Source organism: Sediminicola sp. 1XM1-17 (assembly GCF_037203765.1).
GTDB lineage: Bacteria > Bacteroidota > Bacteroidia > Flavobacteriales > Flavobacteriaceae > Sediminicola.
Genome location: NZ_JBBCAS010000001.1, coordinates 47,705 through 69,841, shown reverse-complemented (window position 1 = coordinate 69,841; position 22,137 = coordinate 47,705). Strand labels below are relative to the sequence as shown.

Sequence of the window (22,137 nt, the reverse complement as noted above, 5' to 3'; positions counted from 1 at the left end):
GCGGCTAGATAAAACTATTTTTGAGGTTAGGATAATGTTGTGGCCGCGTTTTCTTCATGGACGTTTACATCCAGCACTATGGTGCCGTGTATGTTGATGGTCTGTCCGTTGTCGCGGGCAGCAATAATAAGCTCCTTAATCTGCTCTTTGGATTCCTGTAACTCTTTTATTCTTCTTTCGGAATGGGAAGTATCACCACCAAATCGTTCTGTAATCTCGGTGATTTGAAGGTTGTGATACTTTATTTTGTCGTTGATCAAGGTGAAAAGTACTTCAGCGGTTTCTGAAGGTGTAAATGCTCCTTCGACGATTTTGAACTGTTTTTTCATTGCATTCATAATTAGGGTTTTTAATTGTTAATTCTTATATCCTTTTTTTAAGGCGGTGCAAAGTTTAGGAATATTGTCCATAAATTTTTATTTATATTTATAATGACATACATAAAAATATTTTATGAACTATACATTGCACCAGCTGAAGATTTTCTTCAAGATTTCGGAAACCAAGAGTATTACCAAGGCAGCGGAGGAATTGTTTTTGACACAGCCCGCGGTGTCCATTCAATTAAAAAACTTTCAAGAACAGTTTTCAATTCCATTGACAGAAGTAGTGGGGAGGAAATTGTTTATAACCGACTTTGGTCGGGAAATAGCTAAGGCGGCAGAGAAAATATTGAATGAGGTAGATGCCATAAACTATAGGACGTTGGCCTATGCCGGAGAATTGACAGGTCGACTTAAAATTTCGGTTGTTTCTACGGCGAAATATGTAATGCCCTATTTTTTGGCCGAATTTATCCGTGAGCACAAAGGGGTCGACTTAATTATGGATGTTACCAATAAATCCAAGGTGGTAGAGAGCCTAGAGGGCAATGAGGTAGATTTTGCAATGGTTTCCGTTTTGCCCAAACAGATCAAAACCGAAAGTGTCGAATTGATGCAGAACAAGCTTTTCTTTGTAGGAGGAGCCCAACATGAAAAATCGGAGGGCACTTTGAAAAAAGAACAGTTTGAGGAGCTGCCCCTTATTTACCGGGAACAGGGTTCGGCAACCAGGAACGCCATGGAAAATTTTATTGCAAACAATAAGTTGTCCGTACGGAAGAAAATTGAATTGACTTCAAATGAGGCTGTGAAGCAGGCTATCGTAGCTGGTTTGGGATATTCAATTATGCCTTTGATCGGGATCAAGAACGAGTTGAGGACGGGTGAATTACAGATAATACCAGTGGCAGGGCTGCCACTGGTAACTAACTGGAATCTTGTTTGGTTACCTTCCAAAAATTTGTCCCCCGTTGCACAGTCCTTTTTGGATCATGTGACCACTACAAAAGATGCCATAATCCAACAAAAATTTAGGTGGTTCGAAGAATATTAGGGTTGGAAGTGATTTCGGTTCCTAGCTCTTGAGTTCACCCACTGCCAAAGCCTGTTCCAAATTGGCCTCAACTGTTGGGTAAAATCTAAAGAACGGACGTCCATCCTTTCGTTCCAAAATGGCCTTGGTGGAGCCATCAGTTCCGGTAACCATTTCTTTTACTATGATCTCCATCCCAATCAAGGAATTGTAATCGGCCACGGCACCTCTTTTAATAATGAAATTCCTTCTGGGAAAATCAATATGCTTATAGTTGTGTCCTACCGGGCTGCTCAAGGTCAATACGGTTCCTTGGGAAATCGTCTCTGTAGTTCCTTGGGCAAATAAGCTGCTGGTGCCCAAGCAAAATGCTAATATTAATAATGTTGTTCTCATTGTTTATTAGGTTTTTATGGAGCAAAATTATTTATTTTTTCACATAGTACAAGTATTGCCTATGTTAAATAGTAGTTAATGTATTACAATATAATAGTATTGCTATTATATTTGCGGGAAATTTATTTAACAATTCCTCATGGACAGGTTGTTTCAGTCAATAAAACTTGAGATCAACGATAAAATATACCTCAAGGATCCACAGTCTTCTGACCTTGGAAAGAAGATTATTGAGCATAGTATTGTTATGATACATGAATTGGGCTTCGAAGATTTTACCTTTAAGAAGCTGGGTGCACAAATAGGCTCCAATGAAAGTTCTATTTACCGTTACTTCGAAAACAAACATAAACTTTTATTGTACCTTACGTCTTGGTATTGGGGGTGGTTGGAGTATCAACTGGTGTTCTCCACCAACAGTATCGAAGATAAAAAAGAGAAACTTAGAAAGGCAATAGAGGTCATCACAAGAGAGGTAGAGGTGGACTCCTCATTCTCGTATATCAATGAGATCCTTTTGAATAAAATTATCATCAGCGAATATTCCAAATCCTATTTGACCAAGGAAGTGGATAAAGAGAACAAGGAGGGATATTTTGTAATCTATAAAAGAATGGCACAACGTTTAAGTGACATGATCAAAGGAGTTGACCCTGAATATTTGTTCCCGACCAGTTTGGCAAGTACGGTATTGGAAGGGTCTTTGCACCAATACTTTCTTAGGGACCACTTTACCTCCTTGACCGAATGTACCAAATCAAATTCTGTAACCCATTATTTTACGGATATGGTTTTTAATTCTTTAAAAATTGAAATAAATGGCTAAAAATGTGCAAACCGCTTGGCAGCGGTTAATGGGAATGTTGGAATTGGATAAAAGGGATATTCTGCAAACATTTTACTATGCTATTTTTGCTGGATTGGTGAACTTGTCCCTCCCGCTGGGAATCCAGGCAATTATCAATTTGATACAGGGAGCACAGATCAGTTCGGCGTGGATCATATTGGTCATCCTTGTTACGGGGGGTGTGGCGTTTGCAGGTCTTTTGCAGTTGATGCAGATCAGGATCATTGAAAACGTACAACAAAAAATATTCACTAGGGCGTCCTTCGAATTTGCCTACCGGTTTCCCAAGATCAAAATCACAGAATTACGGGACTATTATCCTCCGGAATTGGCCAATCGATTTTTCGATACCTTAAATATCCAAAAAGGACTGGCAAAAGTTTTGATAGATTTTCCTGCTTCCCTCTTGCAAATCATATTTGGATTGATACTCCTTTCGTTTTATCATCCATTCTTTATTTTTTATGGGATCTTGTTACTGTTGTTAATTTACGTGGTGTTCAAGTTTACCGCCCAAAAGGGTATGGATACCAGTTTGGAGGAATCCAAATACAAGTATATGGTTGCCCATTGGATCCAAGAAGTTGCTAGATCATTGGTTAGTTTTAAGCTTTCTGGCAGGACCAGCCATGCCTTGACAAAGAACGATGAATTGGTGTCCGACTACTTGGAAGCGAGGGAGGACCACTTCCGCGTTTTGGTGGTACAGTTTATCCAGATGATCGGTTTCAAGGTGTTGGTGACAGGTGGCCTTTTGCTTATTGGGGGGCTGTTGGTTTTGAACCAAGAAATGAACATTGGACAATTTGTGGCTGCCGAAATCATTATTCTCTTGGTCATAAATTCGGTTGAAAAATTGATTCGTGGTTTGGAAACCATTTATGATCTGCTGACCTCCATCGAAAAATTAGGGCAGGTGGTAGACAAGGAATTGGAAGCTCAGGAAGGGGAGACTCCTTTGAATGCGGAGATGGAACTTACCGTAGAATTGGAAAACGTTTCTTTCAGTGTTCCTGGTAGTAACAGAAAAATTATAGACGAGCTTTCCCTGAAGATCATGCCCAAAACAAGGACCTTGATACTGGGACCCAATAGTTCGGGTAAATCTACCTTGCTTCGGCTTATATCCGGACTTTTGAGTCCAACCGAAGGCACTATTTATGTCAATGATATTTCTTTGGGGAATATCCTTCCCAACCATTACAGATCATTCTTGGGCCAATCCCTAACAGAGGAGAGTCCGTTTGAAGGTACCATTTTAAACAATATCACCTTTGGGGATAAAAGTGTTACACAAAAAGATCTATACTGGGCCTTGGAAAAGGTGGGTCTTTTGCAATTTGTAAAGGAACAGCCCAAGGGCATCAATACTTTTTTATATCCGGAAGGACAGCAGATACCCTATACTGTATCCAAGAAAATTGTCTTGGCAAGAAGTATCGTTAGGAAGCCGAAACTGCTCATATTGAAAGATCCACTGGATCAATTGGATGAAAAAGAGGCAGTACAGATCATGGATTTCCTAACAGACAGGAATAACCCCTGGGCATTGGTGGTGGTTAGTAGAGACCCTAATTGGGTGAGCCGCTGCGAACGAAAAATTATTGTTGAAGAGGGGAAAATTATAAGTGAAAACTAGGTAACTATGCTGAACATTTCAAAGAACGAGCTCAACAAGAAAGTTGATCTATTGGTATATAGATCTGCCCAAAAGGTTTTTCATAAAAGACATTATAAACATTTCAATAGGTTTCTGTTGGTGTCTGCTATATTTGGACTTATTGTTTTGTTTCTTCCCTGGACCCAAAACATTAGGGCTTTGGGATTCCTCACTACCTTAAAGCCGGGCCAAAGACCACAAACAGTGCAATCACCAATACCTGGAAGAATTGAGAAATGGTATGTGCAGGAAGGTGATTTTGTTAAAAAGGGAGACACAATATTGTTTATTTCCGAAATCAAAAATGAGTACTTTGATCCTAACTTGGTACAACGTACAGGACAGCAGATCAAGGCCAAATCCATGGCCGTTTCCTCCTATGGCGAAAAGGTAAAGGCCCTGAACAACCAAATTGGTGCCGTGTTGCAGGAAAGGATACTCAAATTGAAACAAGCGGAAAATAAATTGATACAATCCAAACTAAAGGTAAAGAGTGATAGTATCGACCTGGAAGCCGCCAAGACCAATATCAATATTGCGCAACGTCAATTTGATAGGGTGGAACAATTGGAAAAAGAGGGGTTGAAAGCGGTGACCGATGTGGAAGAAAAGCGCTTAAAGCTTCAGGAGACCCAGGCGAAGTTGATCTCCCAAGAGAACAAACTTTTGGCAGCCAAGAATGAGGTGATCAACGCCGAAGTGGAGATTAACCGCGTGCGCGCAGAGTACACCGATAAGCTTTCCAAGGCCCAGAGTGATATGTATACCGCCCAATCCAACCAGTTCGATTCCGAAGCACAGGTTTCCAAATTGGAAAGTGACTACACCAACTATGAAATGAGGAACGACCTGTATTATATCCGTGCCCCTCAATCGGGGTATATCAACAAGGCAATCCAAGGAGGAATTGGTGAGACCTTCAAAGAGGGAGACCGACTAGTGGGAATCATGCCGGCAGATTATGAACTGGCCGTAGAGACCTTTGTGGAACCTATAGACCTTCCTTTGGTGCATTTGGGGGAGAAGTTTAGGATTCAATTTGACGGGTGGCCTGCCATTGTTTTTTCCGGATGGCCCAATTTGTCCTATGGTACCTATGGTGGTAAGGTGGTTGCCATTGAAACTTTTATCAGTGATAATGGTAAATATCGGGTATTGTTGGCTCCTGATCCTGAGGATCATCCCTGGCCCAAGGATATACGTGTGGGTTCCGGTGCGAACACTATTGCCCTACTGGAGGATGTGCCTATTTGGTTTGAACTTTGGCGTCAATTAAATGGTTTCCCACCTAACTATTATCAGCCGGAAACTACTGCCTCCAAAAGCAAGAAGTGATGAGGAACAGCATGCTATATCTCGTTTTTTTTACCTTTTTCTTATCCAGTGCACAGGATCAGGATACCGTTGTCCTGAAATTCAGGGAGTATTTGGGATACGTAAAAAAATACCATCCCATTGCCAAACAGGCAGAACTTGCGCTTGCCACTGGTCAGGCAAATCTCATGCGTGCCCGCGGTGGTTTTGATCCAAAGATTGAAGTGGATTTTGACCAAAAGGATTTTAAGGGAACCAACTATTACGACAAGCTCAATGCTGCTTTCAAAATACCTACATGGTATGGGATAGAGCTCAAGGGCACCTTTGAACAAAACGATGGGACCTTTTTAAATCCCGAAAGCACTGTGCCGGACGATGGACTTTATAGCGCTGGAATTTCACTCTCCCTAGGGCAGGGCTTTTGGATCAATGAAAGGATGTCGACCTTAAAGCAGGCCAAGCTATTCCGTGAACAGAGCAAGGCCGATCGGGATCTTTTGATCAATCAAATCTTGTTTAAGGCCTCTATAGCTTATTTTGATTGGTTGCAGGCGTACAATGACATGGAAATTTTCAAAAACTTTTTTGAGAACGCCCAAATTCGGTTCGAAGGTGTCAGAAAAAGTGCCCTTGCAGGGGATAAGGCGGCAATTGACACGGTAGAAGCTAAAATTGTGGTGCAGGATAGGGCCTTAGGATTGGAACAGGCCAAAGTCAGGTTTATGAACAAGTCTTTGGAATTGTCCAATTTTCTTTGGTTGAGCGATAATATTCCCGTGGAGCTTCAGCCTAATGTAGTGCCCGATGCGGACCTTAGTGATGATATTGATACTACTTTGGAGATTATGGGCATGCCCTTGGATAGCTTTTCCATGGATAACCATCCAAAACTCAGATCCCTCAATTTTAAAATTGAAGGACTTGAGGTAGACAAAAGATTCAAGGCCAACAAGCTGTTGCCCAAAATAGATTTGGAATATAATTTTTTGACCGAGACCCCGGAACTGATAAATTCCTTGGAAACAGAAAACTATAAGGGGGGCATTAATTTTCAGCTACCACTATTTCTGAGAAAGGAGAGGGGCGATTTGAAATTGGCGAAATTTAAGTTACAGGACGCCCAATATGAATTGGACAATGCAGAAATCGAGTTAAAGAACAAGATTATTGCGATTTACAGGGAATTGGAATCCTTTGAAATCCAGAATAAATTGATAGCGGATATGGTTGATAATTATGAAACGCTTCTCCAAGCAGAAGAACGCAAGTTCAGTTTTGGGGAAAGCTCCTTGTTCTTGATCAACTCCAGGGAGAGCAAGTTGATAGATTCCGAGCTTAAGCAAAACCAGGTTCAAAATAAATTTTTCACCACAAAGGCCAAATTGTTCAATAGTTTGGCCGTAAATCCAGAAAACTTGTAAAAAGAGGATAGTTGCCATTATAGGTTTTATAGAAAAGATTAATTTCATCCTATAATTACAAAGCGGGACATATGGAGGGCAGAATCAACAAAGGTTATAGGATACTTAGTCATGCAGGCGCCTATCTAAAGCGCTCCAGAAAACTACGTATCAGCTTCAATTCTTTTTTTAAGGATACCTTCTTTATAATACTGGGCATTTTTTCTGCCGCATTTGGGCTGGAGAGTTTTCTTCTTCCCAACCGATTTATAGATGGAGGAGCCACAGGTATTTCTTTGTTGGCAACGGAAATAACCATGGTGCCTCTTTACCTCTTGATTATTCTGGTGAACATTCCTTTTTTGTTCCTTGGATTCAAGGTCATAGGTAAGACTTTTACCATTAAGGCATCCTTGGCTATTTTGGGCCTTGCCATAGTTCTCGCGACCATGCACTTTCCAGAGGTTACCCACGATAAATTATTGGTAGCGGTATTTGGGGGCTTCTTTTTGGGGGCCGGAATAGGTCTGTCCATTAGAGGGGGCGGGGTATTGGATGGAACAGAGGTCCTGGCTATCTTTTTGAGCAGGAAAATGGGGACTACCATCGGGGATATCATTATCCTTATCAATATTATTATATTTCTTGCGGCTGCCTACCTGCTGTCCGTTGAAACGGCACTATATTCCATGCTGACCTACCTGTCCGCTTCCAAGACCCTGGATTTTGTAGTGGATGGTATTGAGGAATATAATGGGGTGACCATCATTTCGGTGAAAAGCGAGGAGATCAGAATTATGGTCACAGAAAAATTGGGACGGGGACTTACCATTTACAGAGCCAAGGGTGGGTATGCAGAACATGGGACCCAGAATGAATACGATGTGATCTACACGGTGATCACGAGATTGGAAATACGAAAATTGAACATAGAGATTGCTAAAATAGACCCTAATGCCTTTGTGGTCATGCACAGTATCAATGATACCCGAGGAGGGATGATAAAAAAGAGGCATTTGTAATTATTGGGGAATACGGGATATTCATTTAGAGGGAAGGGCAAAATGATTCTTCAAAATATAAGTGCGATTGGAAAATAAGACAGAGGGTAAGAAGTTGAAGGATCTTATTGGAGCTGGTCTAGTCCGTGGGCTGCATTATGGGGAATATAGATCTCTAATGGATCAATTGGCCCGTGAAGGAAAAACAACCGGGCTCGAACAGTCCAAATTGTACAGTGACTTTACCAAATTGAACCAGCAAAGGATGAAACGGTTGGATAAAACCGTGAAACTCGAAGAGGAGGTGAGGCGCAAGGTTGCCGAAATTCCAAATAAAATGACATGGCTTGTCCTTACCGAAAGCTGGTGTGGGGATGCGGCACAGACCATTCCGGTCATCAACCAATTGGCCTTGTTGAATCCCAATATTACCCTTAAACTAATACTAAGGGATGAAAATCTGGAACTGATGGAGCATTTCCTGTCCAATGGAACAAGGTCAATTCCAAAACTGTTGGCATTGGATGCCATTTCTTCTGAGGTGCTATGGACATGGGGTCCACGACCAAGTGAAGCAAGGAAAATGGCCAATGACTACCAAAAGATGCATGGTCAGCTTACTCCAGAGTTCAAGGAAGACCTGCAGGTGTGGTACAATAGGAACAAAGGGAAAAATACGGTCGAAGATCTTATGGAATTACTTTTCCTGGAATAGATAGGTTATAGTGCCTTTTTGGTTATCTCCTGCCCTAGGGTTAAATCGTGCTAACAGGGCATAGGTAATGGCATTATCCACCAGACATCCGTTAAGGGTATTGGAACTTTTTTTGTTTACTTCTGCCTGTATGACATATCCGTTGGAATCCACGAGAATATTGATAACAATTTTGCCGCCTTCAATACAGGTGTATACTGGGATGGGCAGGTCATAATGACTGCGGTCTACCAAAGAATAGGATACTGTGGTGTTTCTTTTGGAGTAACTGGTGCTTTTCGTTTTTTTGGCTTCCAGCTCCCCTAATTTTTGCTTGGCCTCTTCCCTTTGTTTTGATAATTTTTTAAGGCTGGCACCATAACCTGTTGTGGAGTTGAGAAAATCTATTTCTTCACTACTGTTGGAGGAGGTTTCCTGCTCTTCCTGAAGTTCTTCCAATGTTTTTAATGGTTCGGGCTTGCCAAAGCTAGGTTTTGAAGCTTCATTTACGGCCAGATTACTTTTACTTTGGCTGGGTTGGTCTTTCTCCTGTTCCGCTTTTTTTTCTTCCTCTAACATTTTTTCAAGCTCCTCATCTTCCAATAGGCTGAGCTCAATAATATACTCACCCTTCTCTTTGGCACCTAAGTGAATATTGTAAAGTGCCAATACCATCAGGGACATGGAGAAGAGCGTTATCAAAAAGGAAAGCTGACTTCTGTTCAATTTCATACAACTAAGACCTCTTGTTGTTATTGGATTTTACTTGATCGGCTTATGACAGGATTAAGTCCATTTGCGATTAAGAACTCAAACGATCGGGAAGCAATGCATCCTGAAAGTCAAGAGGTGTTACAGCATTATCTACGTTGAAATCACCTATTTTGGTTCTTCTTAGGGAAGAAAGATGTCCTCCGGACTGCAAGGCTTTGCCAAAATCATTGGCCAAAGAGCGGATATAAGTGCCCTTGCTACAAACCACGCGGAATGTAATTTGGGGCATCGCAATTTGTGTAATTTCAAAGTTGTGTATTTCAACGGTCCTGGATGGTATCTCTACTTCTTTTCCTTCCCTGGCATACTCGTACAACCTTTTTCCATCTTTTTTTAAGGCCGAAAAAACGGGCGGGAATTGCTGTATTTCACCGATAAACTGTTTGGTGGTCTCATGCAACAGTTCTTCCGTAGTATGTTCCGTAGGATAGGTCTTGTCCACTTCGGTCTCAAGATCGTAGGAAGGTGTCGTGGCTCCCAAGGTAATGGTGCCCGTATACTCTTTTGCTTGTCCTTGAAGCTCAGTGATTTTCTTGGTGAATTTTCCAGTGCAGACCAACAGAAGTCCAGTTGCCAAGGGATCCAAGGTACCGGCATGGCCAATTTTTATTTTCTTGAGCTCAAATTTTCTCCGTATGGCCCATTTTAAGGCATTTACTGCTTGAAAAGAGGTCCAGGTAAGCGGTTTGTCAATCAACAATATCTGTCCTTCCAAGAAGTCTTCTTTCGTCATTATATCACAGTTAGGGGTCGTATAAAAAAATGTATGATCAGAATGGCCAGACCCACAACGATTCTATAGTAGCCGAACATTTTGAAACCGTGCTTGCTCAGATATCCGATAAAGGTTTTAATGGCGACCAAGGCCACCAAAAACCCGACCACGTTGCCAATGATCAAGTAATTTACCTGTTCGCTGGTTAGGGTAAAACCTGCGTTGTAATAGTCGTAACTTTTTTTCAGGGTAGCGCCCAACATAGTGGGCAGTGCCAAAAAGAAAGAGAATTCTGCCGCTGCCGTTCTGGAAAGCTTCTGGGTCATACCTCCAACAATACTGGCGCCACTTCTGGAGACTCCCGGAATCATGGCCAAACATTGAAAGAGTCCTATTCTAAAAGCAGTTCGATAGGAGATCTCCGTGTTTTCGGCATCTCCAAACCAATCGTCGACCTTCAAAAGGATCAATCCTCCAAGGACCAATGAAATTGCTACTGTTAAAGGGTTTTCAAGCAGGGAGTCAATGACGTCGCTGAGCAGTAATCCAAAAACTACGGCAGGCAAAAATGCGACCAATAGTTTGTAGTAGAAATCCAGACTTTGAAAAAATCTTTTAAAATAAAGCACCACAACGGACATAATGGTCCCCAATTGAATGACAATGGTGAACAGCTTTGTAAATTCCTCTTGGGCAATTCCAAAAAACGAGGATGCGATGATCATGTGCCCTGTTGAAGACACCGGTAAATATTCGGTTATGCCTTCAATGATGGCAAGTATAATAGCTTGTAGGATGTCCAATGCTTATTTTTTCTTGTGGGGGTTCAACAAAATGGCATAAATCTCAATACCCAGACCTATAAGTACCAGGGTTGGTGCCAAGCGTATTCTTCTGAAATTGTAAATATCGGGATTAAAGACCGTGGGATCGTCACTCCCTCCGCCGCTCATAAGAATAAAGCCCAAAGTGATGCAGGCCAAGCCTATGAACATGAACATATAGTTCTTTTTTTGAAAGATAAATTCAGGTTTTGGACCTTGGTTCTGATTCCCGCTGTTTTTCTTCATATAGCAAATTTAGTAATATAAATCGTCTGTCCTAAGGTTTAAGAAGCGCTGGGTGGCAAAAAAGGTGCTCAAAACGGATATGAGCACTCCCAAAATGAAAACCCCGAGAAAAAGAAAGCCCAAGATCATCGGATCTTCCATCAGGTTCAGTTCAGGGAAATTATCGTTTACATAGTATAGGGTCCCGGCCAGGGCCGCAAGTGCCAAAACGGCACCCAACATACCCAGTTTTATATTCGTATAGATAAAGGGACGTCTAATAAAGGTCTTGGTAGCACCCACCATTTGCATGGTTTTTATAATAAATCTTTTAGAGTAGATGGATAAACGGATGGAACTGTTGATGAGCAATACGGCAATAAAGGTAAATATGGCACTGGCCACTAGAATCCAAAAACTTATCCGCTTCACATTTTCGTTCAATAGGGTTATTAAAGGTTGGTCATAACTTACTTCTTCCACATAACCTTTGGCAGCCAAGTTGGACGCAATATCCTCTATCTGTTCCGTGGAGACAAAATCTGCCTTCAGCTTCACATCGATGGAATTCTTTAGCGGGTTGTAACCTAAAAATTCGATAAAATTTTCACCGATTTCTTCACTATGCTGCTCTGCTGCTTCCTCTTTGGACACGTAGGTCGCAGATCTCGTATAATCTGCCAAAGCCAAACTTTTTTGCAGCTGGTCTACCTCAATGGGTTTGGCACTGTCCTTTAGGAAGACCGATATGGAAATCTGTTCCTTGAAATGATCCCCCATTTTTTTGGTGTTCAATACCAAAAGGCCCAAAATGCCCAATAAAAAAAGTACCAGGCCTATGCTTAGGACCACTGAAAAGTAGGAAGAGATCAGTTTTCTTTTTTGATAACGCTCAAAAGATTTGCTCATAACGAAAAATCATGACGTAAAAGTAATAAAGTAAATTGAATATGAAATGACCCTTGGTGTTTTCCGGGATATTTTAATAGGGTGGGCAATAGAAGCAAATCAGGGTGCTATCTTTTCAAGGAAAAATGCCCTTTGAAGACGGTGTCCTCAATTTGAATCACATACCAATAGTCTCCCGAGGGCAAGTCCCTACTGTTAAAGGTGCCATCCCAAGAGAATTGGGTATTTCTGGAGTTTTTCAATAGTTTCCCATAACGGTCAAAAATATTGACCTGGGAGGAATCATAATTTTCTATGCCCGTTAGATCAAATGTGTCGTTGACGAAGTCGCCATTTGGGGTAAAGAATTTAGGGATCACAAAATGGGTATATTGCCTGGAATCTTCTCCGCAGCCATTTTTTTCACGTACATAAACGGTATACCTCCCGCCTGGTACATTTTCCAGTTCGGGGCTGTCCTGAAAAAAAGTTCCATCAAGGGAGTATTCAAAATCCCCTGGAGCAGATGTGGATACGATGATAGAGAACTCGTCGGAACCAATATTGGAGATGACCGGGGCGTCCACTTGTTCCAAAGTGATGGTCTTCACCTTGGTACATCCATCGGAATTGGTCACTCCTACGGTATAGGTGCCCGGTGCGTCCACCGTGATCTGGGAGGTGGTTTCCCCGGTGTTCCATTCGTAGGTAACCATATCGGTGCCTATATAATTGGCGTATAGGGTGGTCTGGGAGTTTTCACAGAAAGCTACAGTTTCATCCTCTACTTCCGGCAGTTGGTAAAAGAAAATGGAAACCGGTGTCCTGGTGTCGGAAATACAGCCCGCCACGGTAGTCTCCGCCTCTGCATAAAACGTGCCGTTTTCAGTGGGTTGATAGGTGTGGCTATCTGCAAGAAGGAGGTTGCCTCCCGTTGGTGCATCATACCAATTCACCTTGATGCCAAAGAGTGTTGTCACTTCCAGCGGCTTGGGTTCGTTGGAGCAGGCCATAACATCCCCTGTACTGGTCGGTGCAGATGGGGTGTTGACTATCAACACTTTAAATACCTCAGAGACAGAGCTACATAGGGGACTGGCCAAATTTATGGGGTCTTCGGCTACTTTAACCCTAAAAAATGTGGATTCCGAAATAGGTCCAGGGGAATAGGTTGGATTCGTTTCGCCCGGAATATCGGCCCAGGTGCTACTGGAAGTAGAGGATTGCCATTGAAAAGCATGGGTGCTATATACCGAAAAATCTGGTGTCGCGTTCAATTCATCTATGGTTACAGGTGCATCTGCTTCGCATACAGAAACCTCGGTTTCATTCTGCAGATCTGTTATTTCAACCAGATCTCCACAGGTTCTAAATACAATATCGTCTATGGCGAGATCATTCCCGCACCCTCCTGGGGCATTGTTGATCATTTTGAGAATTACGGAAGTCTGTCCACCTAGGGTTTGGAAAACCAAACCGTACTGTTGCCATCGGGGCGATGTGGTTCCAATGATATCGCCTGTGTTTCCTGACGCCAGGAGCTGGGTGTCCGTGTCATCCCAAATTTCAAAATCTACATTCACTGGAATCCCATTGTTCAAACATCCGGAAAGCGGCAAGAGGTTTAGCAGCCAGGAAGAAAATGCATACGTGGTGTTCTCACAAAGGGCATCTACCCTATAGCGGAAAAATTCCCCGGCATTGATATCGGCATTGATGATAAGTGCCTTTCCATCGGTGTCATTGGGGGTATGGTCTTGGGTGTCGTGCCAACTAAAGTAATTTGTGGTGCTGGAAAGGGTGTAAAAACCGTCATCGGGAGCACCTGAGGTATAGGTATAAGTGGTGGTGCCCGCCGGTAGTGCTGGCCCATTGGTGGTCCCTGTTCCAAAGTCTTCCTCAAAAATGGGATCACCTTTACTGCCAGGGCAAAACCCTAATTGGGCCTGTAAAAGGGAGCTCCAAAAGAGTGCCAAAAGGAAGAGTATTATATGTCGTTGGAAGTTTCTTTTTTCCACCTTTTTTAATATTTACTAGCGTGGTATGCTATCAGTCGGCCTAGGGCGCATTGTGCCTAGGTCAGTTAAGTTTACAGAGAAAAATCATGACTTGTTTTCCGCTCAAATCTGTAAGTTGATAATATCTTTTCCCCTTTCAATGAATAAACTTATTTTTGCCCGAGATACCATACTGTTGCTACTTTAAAACGACAGGACTATAGAAATATTTTGATATGAGCTACGATTTCAGGAAGATAGAGGATAAATGGCAGAGGGAATGGGCCCAAAAGGGCACCTTTGAAGCTAAAAACAATTCCGATAAACCAAAATATTACGTATTGGACATGTTTCCCTATCCATCTGGCGCAGGGTTGCACGTGGGGCATCCCTTGGGATATATAGCCAGTGATATCTACGCCCGTTACAAAAGGCATAAAGGATTTAACGTGCTTCACCCTATGGGGTATGATTCTTTTGGTTTGCCGGCCGAACAATATGCTATTCAGACCGGACAGCACCCGGCCATTACCACCGCGGCCAACATTGAAAGGTATAGGGAGCAATTGGACAAGATAGGCTTCTCTTTTGATTGGAGCCGGGAGGTGCGTACATCCAATCCGGATTATTACAAATGGACCCAATGGATATTTATTCAACTTTTTAATTCTTGGTACAATCAGGAATCCAATAAAGCGGAGCATATAGATACGTTGGTTGCCATTTTTGAAAAAGATGGCAACAGCCAGGTGAAGGCAGTATGTGATGAGGACGTAATTCCTTTTACCGCCGAGCAGTGGGAGGATTTTCCGAATAAGAAAAAGCAAGAGATACTCCTACAATATAGGATGACCTATTTGGCGGAAACTGAGGTGAACTGGTGCCCTGCACTGGGAACTGTACTGGCCAATGACGAGATTGTCAACGGTGTTTCGGAACGGGGGGGACATACGGTGATCCGAAAAAAGATGACCCAATGGAGTATGAGGATATCCGCATATGCCCAGCGATTGTTGGATGACCTACAAAAAATAGACTGGCCCCAGCCTTTAAAAGATTCGCAGACCAACTGGATTGGCCGTTCGGAAGGTGCTTCCGTAACCTTCCATACCATTCCTTCCGGGGATGTGAAGGAGTCATTTCCCATAGAGGTCTTTACCACGAGGCCCGATACGATTTTCGGTGCCAGTTTTATGACTTTGGCTCCAGAACACGAACTGGTGTCCCAAATAACGACTCCGGAACAGGAAGAAGAAGTAGCGGCCTACGTGGAAGCTACCGCAAAACGTTCGGAACGGGATCGTATGGCCGATGTGAAGACCATTTCCGGGGCATTCACCGGGGCCTATGCGGCCCATCCTTTCACCAAAGAACCCATTCCGGTATGGATTGGCGATTATGTGTTGGCTGGCTATGGTACAGGGGCTGTAATGTCTGTTCCTTGTGGTGATCAGCGCGATTATGATTTTGCCAAACATTTTAAGATACCAATCCCAAATATCTTTGAAGGTGTCGATATCTCAGAAGAGGCATTCGCCGATAAAGAAAAGACCGTAATTGCCAACTCCGATTTTCTGAACGGATTGCCTTATAAAAAGGCGGTCAAACTGGCCATATACGAATTGGAAAAATTAAAACAGGGTAAGGGCAAGATCAATTACAGGTTGCGCGATGCTGTTTTTAGCCGCCAAAGATATTGGGGAGAGCCTTTCCCTGTGTACTATGTGGAGGGTATGCCGCAAATGATAGACTCCAAATACCTGCCCCTACAACTGCCAGAGGTTGAAAAGTACCTGCCAACGGAAACTGGGGAGCCGCCCTTGGGCAATGCAACCACTTGGGCATGGAACACAGTAGAGCATACCGTGGTCAGTAACAAGATGATTGACGACAGAACCGTGTTTCCATTGGAATTGAACACCATGCCCGGTTGGGCGGGAAGTTCCTTCTATTTCAACAGGTATATGGATTCCACCAATGAACAGGAGATATTTTCACAGGATGCCATAAATTATTGGCAAGATGTGGATCTTTATATAGGAGGCAGTGAACACGCCACAGGGCACTTGTTATACGCTCGTTTCTGGCAAAAATTCCTTTTTGATAAGGGTATTGTCCCCAAAGACGAATTTGCCAAGAAGCTTATCAACCAAGGAATGATTACAGGTACCAGTGCGTTCATCTATAGGGTTGAGGGCGAGAATACCTTGGTGTCAAAAAATCTAATAGGAAATACATCAGTGCAACCATTACATGTAGATGTGTCCTTGGTGAACCCTTCCGATGAACTGGATTTGGAAAGGTTCAGGGAGCACCCGCTATATGCCGAATTCAAGGATGCCAAATTCCTTTTGGAAGACGGTGCTTATGTGGTGGGGCGTGAAGTTGAAAAAATGTCCAAATCCAAGTACAATGTGGTGAGTCCAGATAGTATCTGTGAGGACTATGGGGCAGACTCCCTTCGTTTGTATGAAATGTTCCTAGGGCCCTTGGAGCAATCCAAGCCATGGAATACGGCAGGTATTACAGGGGTTCACAGCTTTTTGAAAAAAATGTGGCGATTGTACCATACAGGAGAGGAAGGGGTGTTTCACGTTACCGATGATGATGCCACTGCCGAAAACCTGAAGACGCTGCACAAGACCATTAAAAAGGTGGAAGAGGATATTGAGAATTTCTCATTCAATACTTCTGTTTCCAGTTTTATGATCTGTGTGAATGAGTTGTCTTCCCAAAAATGTAGCAGTAGATCCATATTGGAGCCCTTGGCTATTTTGGTTTCTCCCTATGCGCCCCACATTGCGGAGGAGCTATGGAGTAAATTAGGTCATACAGCCTCTATTGCCACAGTTGCTTTTCCGACATATGAAGAGAAATACTTGGTGGAAAGCAGTAAGGAATATCCAATATCCTTCAACGGAAAAATGCGATTTAAGATGGAGCTCCCTGCGGATATGTCCGCAGCGGATATTGAGTCGGCCGTCATGGCCCATGAAAAAACACAAGAGCAACTTCAAGGTCGCACGCCCAAGAAGGTGATTGTGGTGCCCGGGAAGATTGTTAACGTAGTCGGGTAGTTTGGATTGTAGGGCCAACTATTCTGCTTAAGATATTTAATGCAACCCATTGGTTTTATGTTCCAATGGGTTGCTCATTTTAACTGATCCAATTGAAGTATAGATTATGGTGGATAAAATTGAAATAATAGGATTGGCCGCGGCTTTTTTGACCACGGCCTCTTTTGTGCCACAAGTATATAAGGCGTGGACCCAAAAAGCTACCAAGGATATTTCGTTGACCATGTACCTTAGTTTTTTTGTAGGCGTCGCCCTATGGTTGGTTTATGGGATTTTTATAGAAAGCCTTTCTATTATATTGGCCAATAGTATTACTGGATTATTGGTGTTGATCGTAATTGCTTTGAAATTAAAATACAAGTAGTAGACCCCTATAAAATTTATCTAAAATCTCAAAAAAACAATTAATTAATCACAAGACCCCCTAAATTTTAAGGGTCAAATTAAATTAATTTGTAATTTTTAGCTACACATCCCCTTATTTCGACGATTTTCTTTTTTTATTCTAATTTTTTATTCCATTTTTGAAATACTAATAATCATAATTGATGGGGAGAAATAAAGTTCTGCGCCTTCAGACTTTGTTTTTTCCCTATTAGTGATTTAAAAATCAAAGAAAATGAGAGTAGGAGTACCAAAAGAGATTAAGAATAACGAAAGTAGGGTGGGCATGACGCCGGCCGGAGTCTTCGAATTGGTAAAGAACAATCATACTGTTTATGTGCAATCGGGTGCTGGGGACGGCAGTGGATTTTTAAATGCGGATTATCAACAGGCGGGTGCTATTGTGTTGGATACCATTGGTCAGGTGTATGCCATGAGTGATATGATCGTAAAGGTAAAGGAGCCTATCAAGGAAGAATATAATCTGATCCAAAAGGGGCAGGTTGTCTTTACCTATTTTCATTTTGCATCCAGTGAGATGCTTACTGAGGCCATGATAGACCGCAAGGGGGTTTGCATCGCCTATGAAACGGTAGAGGATGAAGATGGAACCTTGCCTTTACTGACACCCATGTCCGAAGTTGCAGGGAGAATGGCTATCCAACAAGGTGCTAAATACTTGGAGAAACCAGAAAAAGGTCGTGGTGTGCTTTTGGGGGGTGTTCCCGGAGTGGCACCTGGAAGGGTGCTGGTACTTGGAGCCGGGGTAGTAGGGATACAAGCTGCTAAAATGGCAGCCGGACTTGGGGCCCATGTTACCATTTTGGATGTCAACATGAAAAGACTCCGTTATGTCAACGATGTAATGCCAAGCCATGTGGTCACGGAATTCTCCAATGAATTCAATATCAGAAAACATATCAAGGACCATGACCTTATTATTGGAGGGGTGCTGTTAAGGGGTGCTAAGGCTCCTAACCTTATTACCAAGGACATGCTCAAAGATATGCGCCCAGGTACGGTAATTGTTGATGTGGCGGTAGACCAGGGAGGTTGTGTGGAAACAACAAGGCCAACAACTCATGAAAATCCTATATTCATCATAGATGATGTAGTTCATTATTGTGTTGCCAATATGCCAGGGGCCGTTCCCTACACTTCTACAGTGGCATTGACCAATGTTACATTGCCCTACGTCCTAAAATTGGCCAACTTGGGATGGGAAGAGGCATGTAGGCAAGATTTTTCCCTGCAAAAGGGACTGAATATAGTGGAGGGGAAAGTGATTTATAGAGAGATTATAGAAGCTTTTAACTGGCAAGCTTTAACGGTGTAGAAAGTACATTTTGTCATACCAGGAACCCCGTCATAATTTGGCGGGGTTTTTGATTATATGAATTTGGATTTGCCTGATATGAGGAAAGGGAATCTTTATTATATTTAACTCCTAAAAAGTCAGAATTATGATGATGTACTATATTATTTTGGGTGCTATTGCCTTGGTGAGCTGGTTAGTCAGCAGCAAACTAAAAAATAAATTCAAGCATTATTCCAAAGTGCACCTGCGCAATGGGATGAGCGGTGCCGAGATCGCAGAAAAAATGTTGGCCGATCATGGGATCAGGGATGTAAAGGTCATCTCTACCCCTGGAATGCTGACAGACCATTATAACCCTGCCAATAAAACCGTGAACCTAAGTGAGGGGGTATACAATCAGAGAAATGCATCGGCTGCTGCCGTTGCGGCACACGAAGTTGGGCACGCGGTTCAACATGCCACTGCCTATGAATGGTTGACCATGCGTTCCAAATTGGTGCCAGTGGTAAGCGTTACTTCCGGGATGTCCACATGGGTAGTATTCGGAGGTATTATGTTGGGTGCTGCTGCAGGGGTAGGTTTCGGTTATTGGGTGGCCGTTGCCGGATTGATCATGATGGGTTTTGCTACTTTGTTCAGTTTTATCACTTTGCCTGTGGAGTACGATGCCAGTAATAGGGCCCTGGCATGGTTGAAAAACAAGAATATGTTGAGCCAGGATGAATACAAGGGCTCTGAGGATGCTCTGAAATGGGCTGCTCGTACGTATTTGGTTGCTGCGATCGGATCTTTGGCTACCTTGGTATATTGGGCGCTTCAAGTGCTTGGTGGAAGGGATTAGCAATAAAATAAAACGCAATTAAAAAGGACGCTTTCAAGGCGTCCTTTTTTATATGGTTATCTGTCTATCGATCTGCTGGTTTAAGGAAATGAAGGTTTCCGTTCTGGAAACGCCTTCAATTTGTTGGATATCCCTATTGAGCACATGCATTAAATGTTCGTTGTCCCGACAGAGCACCTTGATCAGAATGGACCAATTGCCCGTGGTATAGTGGCACTCCAATACTTCTGGAATTTTTTCCAGTTCCTTGACCGCCAAGGGATTGCTCATGGCCTTGTCCAAATAAATACCGATGTACGCCATGGTGGTATAGCCCAATACTTTGGGGTTTACAATAAACTTTGATCCCGCGATAAGTCCTGAAGCCTCCAGTTTTCGAAGGCGTTGGTGGATAGCCGCGCCAGAAATGCCGATATGTCTTGCGATCTCCAAGATGGGTTTACGGGCATCTGCCATCAAGAACCGTAGTATCTTTTTGTCGATCCCATCTATTTTTAAATTATCCTCGGTAGATTTCATTTTTTGGTTTCAATTTATAGGTAAATATAACTATTTAGTATAAAAGTCTAACCTGCTATGGAATCCGGATTGTAGCCTAAATAGGTCACATCGTGTTCTTTAAAATGGATGCCGTATTTTTTCAATTCCTCCAAAATAGGCTCGTAGACCTCCTTGTTTATTGGAATCTGAACTCCCGGAGTAGTGATTTTTTTGTTCAAGATCAATAAGGTGGCCATGGCTACCGGTAGTCCAACTGTTTTGGCCATGGCAGTGTGAACTCTGTTTTCACCGAGTGCTACCATATTACTATCTATCTGTTTTTTGGCGCCTCCAATTTCATACCCAAACTTGTGGTACATCACTATCATATCCTTGTCCTCATTGCCAAGGGTCCAGCTATCCTCTAGGATATGCTGGAGAATTTCGGCCGGAGTGCCATTTTTTAAGGGAATGGTTTTGGAGCTATCAAAAAGGTTCAACTCCAATAGCTTGTCCCACATAATATCGTCCTGGTCTATTTTTAAATAGAGCCTAAGTTTTAGTTCTACCGTATCGGTGGGAGAGTAGGGCAAAAATAGATTCACAAATTCGCGGTATGACATTCCTTCGGAATCCTCAATGGTGTAGCTGTCATCGGTCATGCCCAACTGTACGAACATATTCCATGCTTTCGAAAAACCAACCCTTCTCATGGTTCCCCTATACAGGGTAAGAATATCATTTAGGCCATACACTTCCCGGTATTTAAGGGAATCTCTATTGGCATAAGCCTCAAACTTCCCGTACCCTTCAATATTCATAAACTCGGTTCTTCTGAACAATTTGTGGTAGGGAATATATTTATAGGTGCCTTCCTGAATAAATTTGGCCGTCCCGCCCTGTCCGGCCACTACAACGTTTCTAGGATTCCAGGTAAACTTGTAGTTCCATAGGTTGGTATCGCTTTCCGGGGCTACCAGACCGCCACAAAAAGACTCGAACAATAACAATTTGCCGCCTTGTTCCCTGATGCGGTCTATAATCTGCATGGCACTCATATGGTCTATTCCCGGATCTAGGCCAATTTCGTTCATAAAAACCAGGCCCTTTTCCTTTACCTGCGGGTTCAGTTTCATAAGCTCATCACTCACGTAGGAAGCTGTCACAAGATGTTTCGCATATTTCAGACAGTCTTCGGCCACCTTGATATGAAAACGTGCCGGTAACATGGAAATTACGATATCGGCCTTTTCAATGGCATTTTTGCGTTGTTCATCCTTGAAGATATCCAAGGTCACCACAGTACAATGTGTATGGCTTTTTACAGCGTCGCTTATGTGTTCTGGATGTAGGTCCCCAATGGTAATATGGAGATTTTCACCTTCGGCCTTTTCCAATAAATAATCCAATAAATAAGAGGTAGATTTTCCAGCTCCGACCACAAGTATATTTCTCAGCATCTGTTTTCTTACTTTTGTAAATTCAATGGATACTAAAGTATCAAATTGTTATAAAAATAATAAAAATACCAAAATAAGTTATGAACAAAACAATTTTAGGGGTCGGGGTGCTCTTGGGAATGACGGCTGTGGGACTGGGGGCATTTGGTGCACATGGACTGGAAAAGTTGGTTTCGGCCGAGCGTGTGGAAACATTTTCAACAGGGGTAACCTATCAAATGTACCACGCCCTGTTTATGTTGTTTTTGGGGAGCACGAATTTTCTTCCGGAAAGATCCAAAAGAATTATATTCTATCTTGTTTTGATTGGTGTCCTGTTATTTTCCGGTTCCATCTATACCCTGGCCACCAATGAACTAACGGCGTTTGACTTCAGAAAAATTGCGTTTTTAACACCTATAGGGGGTAGTTTGATAATATTTGGATGGATTTTGTTGGGGATTCGTATTTTTCGACAAAGGGGTTGAATAAAAGTTGATTTGC

The 22,137-nt window shown here is 42.6% G+C and carries 22 protein-coding genes; 12 read left to right on the top strand and 10 right to left on the bottom strand.

The window, feature by feature from the left end:
- Positions 1-26: 26 nt before the first annotated feature.
- Complete coding sequence (locus WAA86_RS00320; RefSeq protein WP_337298972.1) at positions 27-338, bottom strand: hypothetical protein; 312 nt, start codon at positions 336-338, stop codon at positions 27-29.
- A 115-nt stretch (positions 339-453) separates the two neighbouring features.
- Here WAA86_RS00320 and WAA86_RS00315 point away from each other — a divergent pair, with 115 nt between their 5' ends.
- Positions 454-1,377 carry a LysR substrate-binding domain-containing protein gene (locus WAA86_RS00315; RefSeq protein ID WP_337298971.1) on the top strand — a complete coding sequence of 308 codons (924 nt, stop codon included), beginning with the start codon at positions 454-456 and terminating at the stop codon, positions 1,375-1,377.
- Positions 1,378-1,398: 21 nt separating this feature from the next.
- Here the strand turns inward: WAA86_RS00315 and WAA86_RS00310 are convergent, their stop codons facing one another.
- Complete coding sequence (locus WAA86_RS00310) at positions 1,399-1,752, bottom strand: hypothetical protein (protein WP_337298970.1); 354 nt, start codon at positions 1,750-1,752, stop codon at positions 1,399-1,401.
- Between the two features lie 139 nt (positions 1,753-1,891).
- Here WAA86_RS00310 and WAA86_RS00305 point away from each other — a divergent pair, with 139 nt between their 5' ends.
- From WAA86_RS00305 to WAA86_RS00280, 6 genes are all read left to right on the top strand, one after another.
- Positions 1,892-2,578: a TetR/AcrR family transcriptional regulator gene (locus WAA86_RS00305; protein WP_337298969.1), complete on the top strand. Its 687-nt coding sequence runs from the start codon at positions 1,892-1,894 to the stop codon at positions 2,576-2,578.
- Positions 2,571-4,238 carry a peptidase domain-containing ABC transporter gene (locus WAA86_RS00300; protein WP_337298968.1) on the top strand — a complete coding sequence of 556 codons (1,668 nt, stop codon included), beginning with the start codon at positions 2,571-2,573 and terminating at the stop codon, positions 4,236-4,238. The genes WAA86_RS00305 and WAA86_RS00300 overlap by 8 nt, the downstream gene beginning before the upstream one ends.
- 6 nt (positions 4,239-4,244) lie before the next feature.
- Positions 4,245-5,594 (top strand): HlyD family secretion protein, encoded by a 1,350-nt coding sequence (locus WAA86_RS00295; protein ID WP_337298967.1) that lies wholly within the window; start codon positions 4,245-4,247, stop codon positions 5,592-5,594.
- Positions 5,594-6,997, top strand: a complete 1,404-nt coding sequence (locus tag WAA86_RS00290) for a TolC family protein (RefSeq protein ID WP_337298966.1) — start codon at positions 5,594-5,596, stop codon at positions 6,995-6,997. The genes WAA86_RS00295 and WAA86_RS00290 overlap by 1 nt, the downstream gene beginning before the upstream one ends.
- A 71-nt stretch (positions 6,998-7,068) precedes the next feature.
- Positions 7,069-7,998: a YitT family protein gene (locus WAA86_RS00285; RefSeq protein WP_337298965.1), complete on the top strand. Its 930-nt coding sequence runs from the start codon at positions 7,069-7,071 to the stop codon at positions 7,996-7,998.
- 67 nt (positions 7,999-8,065) lie between these two features.
- Positions 8,066-8,692, top strand: coding sequence for a thioredoxin family protein (locus tag WAA86_RS00280; RefSeq protein WP_337298964.1), 627 nt, complete (start codon positions 8,066-8,068; stop codon positions 8,690-8,692).
- Here WAA86_RS00280 and WAA86_RS00275 read toward each other — a convergent pair.
- The 6 genes from WAA86_RS00275 to WAA86_RS00250 all read right to left on the bottom strand — a co-directional run bounded on the left by WAA86_RS00275 (position 8,675) and on the right by WAA86_RS00250 (position 14,115).
- On the bottom strand, positions 8,675-9,403 hold the full coding sequence (locus WAA86_RS00275; protein WP_337298963.1) for a hypothetical protein: 729 nt from the start codon (positions 9,401-9,403) through the stop codon (positions 8,675-8,677). The two genes, WAA86_RS00280 and WAA86_RS00275, sit on opposite strands and share 18 nt — an antisense overlap.
- A gap of 70 nt (positions 9,404-9,473) precedes the next feature.
- On the bottom strand, positions 9,474-10,181 hold the full coding sequence (truB, locus tag WAA86_RS00270) for a tRNA pseudouridine(55) synthase TruB (RefSeq protein ID WP_337299482.1): 708 nt from the start codon (positions 10,179-10,181) through the stop codon (positions 9,474-9,476).
- Positions 10,178-10,963 carry an undecaprenyl-diphosphate phosphatase gene (locus tag WAA86_RS00265; RefSeq protein ID WP_337298962.1) on the bottom strand — a complete coding sequence of 262 codons (786 nt, stop codon included), beginning with the start codon at positions 10,961-10,963 and terminating at the stop codon, positions 10,178-10,180. Before WAA86_RS00265 ends, truB begins: the two co-directional genes overlap by 4 nt.
- Positions 10,964-10,966: 3 nt before the next feature.
- Positions 10,967-11,230, bottom strand: a complete 264-nt coding sequence (locus tag WAA86_RS00260; RefSeq protein WP_337298961.1) for a DUF3098 domain-containing protein — start codon at positions 11,228-11,230, stop codon at positions 10,967-10,969.
- 9 nt (positions 11,231-11,239) lie between these two features.
- Entirely contained in the window at positions 11,240-12,118 is an 879-nt protein-coding gene (locus tag WAA86_RS00255) for a cell division protein FtsX (RefSeq protein WP_337298960.1), read from the bottom strand.
- A gap of 107 nt (positions 12,119-12,225) precedes the next feature.
- Positions 12,226-14,115 (bottom strand): T9SS type B sorting domain-containing protein, encoded by a 1,890-nt coding sequence (locus WAA86_RS00250; protein ID WP_337298959.1) that lies wholly within the window; start codon positions 14,113-14,115, stop codon positions 12,226-12,228.
- A 215-nt stretch (positions 14,116-14,330) separates the two neighbouring features.
- On the opposite strand from WAA86_RS00250, the gene leuS reads away from it, so the two are divergent.
- The 4 genes from leuS to WAA86_RS00230 all read left to right on the top strand — a co-directional run bounded on the left by leuS (position 14,331) and on the right by WAA86_RS00230 (position 19,714).
- A complete protein-coding gene (gene leuS / locus WAA86_RS00245; protein WP_337298958.1) occupies positions 14,331-17,171 on the top strand; it encodes a leucine--tRNA ligase in 2,841 nt (946 codons plus the stop codon).
- Between the two features lie 106 nt (positions 17,172-17,277).
- Positions 17,278-17,535: a SemiSWEET family sugar transporter gene (locus WAA86_RS00240; RefSeq protein WP_337298957.1), complete on the top strand. Its 258-nt coding sequence runs from the start codon at positions 17,278-17,280 to the stop codon at positions 17,533-17,535.
- 255 nt (positions 17,536-17,790) lie between these two features.
- Positions 17,791-18,891, top strand: coding sequence for an alanine dehydrogenase (ald, locus tag WAA86_RS00235; RefSeq protein WP_337298956.1), 1,101 nt, complete (start codon positions 17,791-17,793; stop codon positions 18,889-18,891).
- 127 nt (positions 18,892-19,018) lie between these two features.
- Positions 19,019-19,714, top strand: a complete 696-nt coding sequence (locus WAA86_RS00230; protein WP_337298955.1) for a zinc metallopeptidase — start codon at positions 19,019-19,021, stop codon at positions 19,712-19,714.
- Between the two features lie 48 nt (positions 19,715-19,762).
- Here the strand turns inward: WAA86_RS00230 and WAA86_RS00225 are convergent, their stop codons facing one another.
- Together WAA86_RS00225 and WAA86_RS00220 are read right to left on the bottom strand one after the other, a co-directional pair.
- On the bottom strand, positions 19,763-20,233 hold the full coding sequence (locus tag WAA86_RS00225) for an Lrp/AsnC ligand binding domain-containing protein (protein ID WP_337298954.1): 471 nt from the start codon (positions 20,231-20,233) through the stop codon (positions 19,763-19,765).
- A gap of 47 nt (positions 20,234-20,280) precedes the next feature.
- The gene (locus WAA86_RS00220; RefSeq protein ID WP_337298953.1) at positions 20,281-21,654 is read right to left on the bottom strand and encodes a saccharopine dehydrogenase family protein; all 1,374 of its coding nucleotides are present in this window, start codon (positions 21,652-21,654) and stop codon (positions 20,281-20,283) included.
- 80 nt (positions 21,655-21,734) lie between these two features.
- Here WAA86_RS00220 and WAA86_RS00215 point away from each other — a divergent pair, with 80 nt between their 5' ends.
- Entirely contained in the window at positions 21,735-22,121 is a 387-nt protein-coding gene (locus tag WAA86_RS00215; protein ID WP_337298952.1) for a DUF423 domain-containing protein, read from the top strand.
- The last annotated feature ends 16 nt before the right edge of the window (positions 22,122-22,137 follow it).

Bases quoted from the DNA above. Each gene is read 5' to 3' on its own strand.
- WAA86_RS00285 (WP_337298965.1), top strand. From the start codon at position 7,069: ATGGAGGGCAGAATCAACAAAGGTTATAGGATACTTAGTCATGCAGGC.
- WAA86_RS00215 (WP_337298952.1), top strand. From the start codon at position 21,735: ATGAACAAAACAATTTTAGGGGTCGGGGTGCTCTTGGGAATGACGGCT.
- WAA86_RS00305 (WP_337298969.1), top strand. From the start codon at position 1,892: ATGGACAGGTTGTTTCAGTCAATAAAACTTGAGATCAACGATAAAATA.
- WAA86_RS00225 (WP_337298954.1), bottom strand. From the start codon at position 20,233: ATGAAATCTACCGAGGATAATTTAAAAATAGATGGGATCGACAAAAAG.
- WAA86_RS00255 (WP_337298960.1), bottom strand. From the start codon at position 12,118: ATGAGCAAATCTTTTGAGCGTTATCAAAAAAGAAAACTGATCTCTTCC.
- WAA86_RS00220 (WP_337298953.1), bottom strand. From the start codon at position 21,654: ATGCTGAGAAATATACTTGTGGTCGGAGCTGGAAAATCTACCTCTTAT.
- WAA86_RS00290 (WP_337298966.1), top strand. From the start codon at position 5,594: ATGAGGAACAGCATGCTATATCTCGTTTTTTTTACCTTTTTCTTATCC.
- WAA86_RS00260 (WP_337298961.1), bottom strand. From the start codon at position 11,230: ATGAAGAAAAACAGCGGGAATCAGAACCAAGGTCCAAAACCTGAATTT.
- WAA86_RS00315 (WP_337298971.1), top strand. From the start codon at position 454: ATGAACTATACATTGCACCAGCTGAAGATTTTCTTCAAGATTTCGGAA.
- ald (WP_337298956.1), top strand. From the start codon at position 17,791: ATGAGAGTAGGAGTACCAAAAGAGATTAAGAATAACGAAAGTAGGGTG.
- WAA86_RS00275 (WP_337298963.1), bottom strand. From the start codon at position 9,403: ATGAAATTGAACAGAAGTCAGCTTTCCTTTTTGATAACGCTCTTCTCC.
- WAA86_RS00240 (WP_337298957.1), top strand. From the start codon at position 17,278: ATGGTGGATAAAATTGAAATAATAGGATTGGCCGCGGCTTTTTTGACC.
- WAA86_RS00230 (WP_337298955.1), top strand. From the start codon at position 19,019: ATGATGATGTACTATATTATTTTGGGTGCTATTGCCTTGGTGAGCTGG.
- WAA86_RS00310 (WP_337298970.1), bottom strand. From the start codon at position 1,752: ATGAGAACAACATTATTAATATTAGCATTTTGCTTGGGCACCAGCAGC.
- WAA86_RS00300 (WP_337298968.1), top strand. From the start codon at position 2,571: ATGGCTAAAAATGTGCAAACCGCTTGGCAGCGGTTAATGGGAATGTTG.
- leuS (WP_337298958.1), top strand. From the start codon at position 14,331: ATGAGCTACGATTTCAGGAAGATAGAGGATAAATGGCAGAGGGAATGG.
- WAA86_RS00295 (WP_337298967.1), top strand. From the start codon at position 4,245: ATGCTGAACATTTCAAAGAACGAGCTCAACAAGAAAGTTGATCTATTG.
- WAA86_RS00320 (WP_337298972.1), bottom strand. From the start codon at position 338: ATGAATGCAATGAAAAAACAGTTCAAAATCGTCGAAGGAGCATTTACA.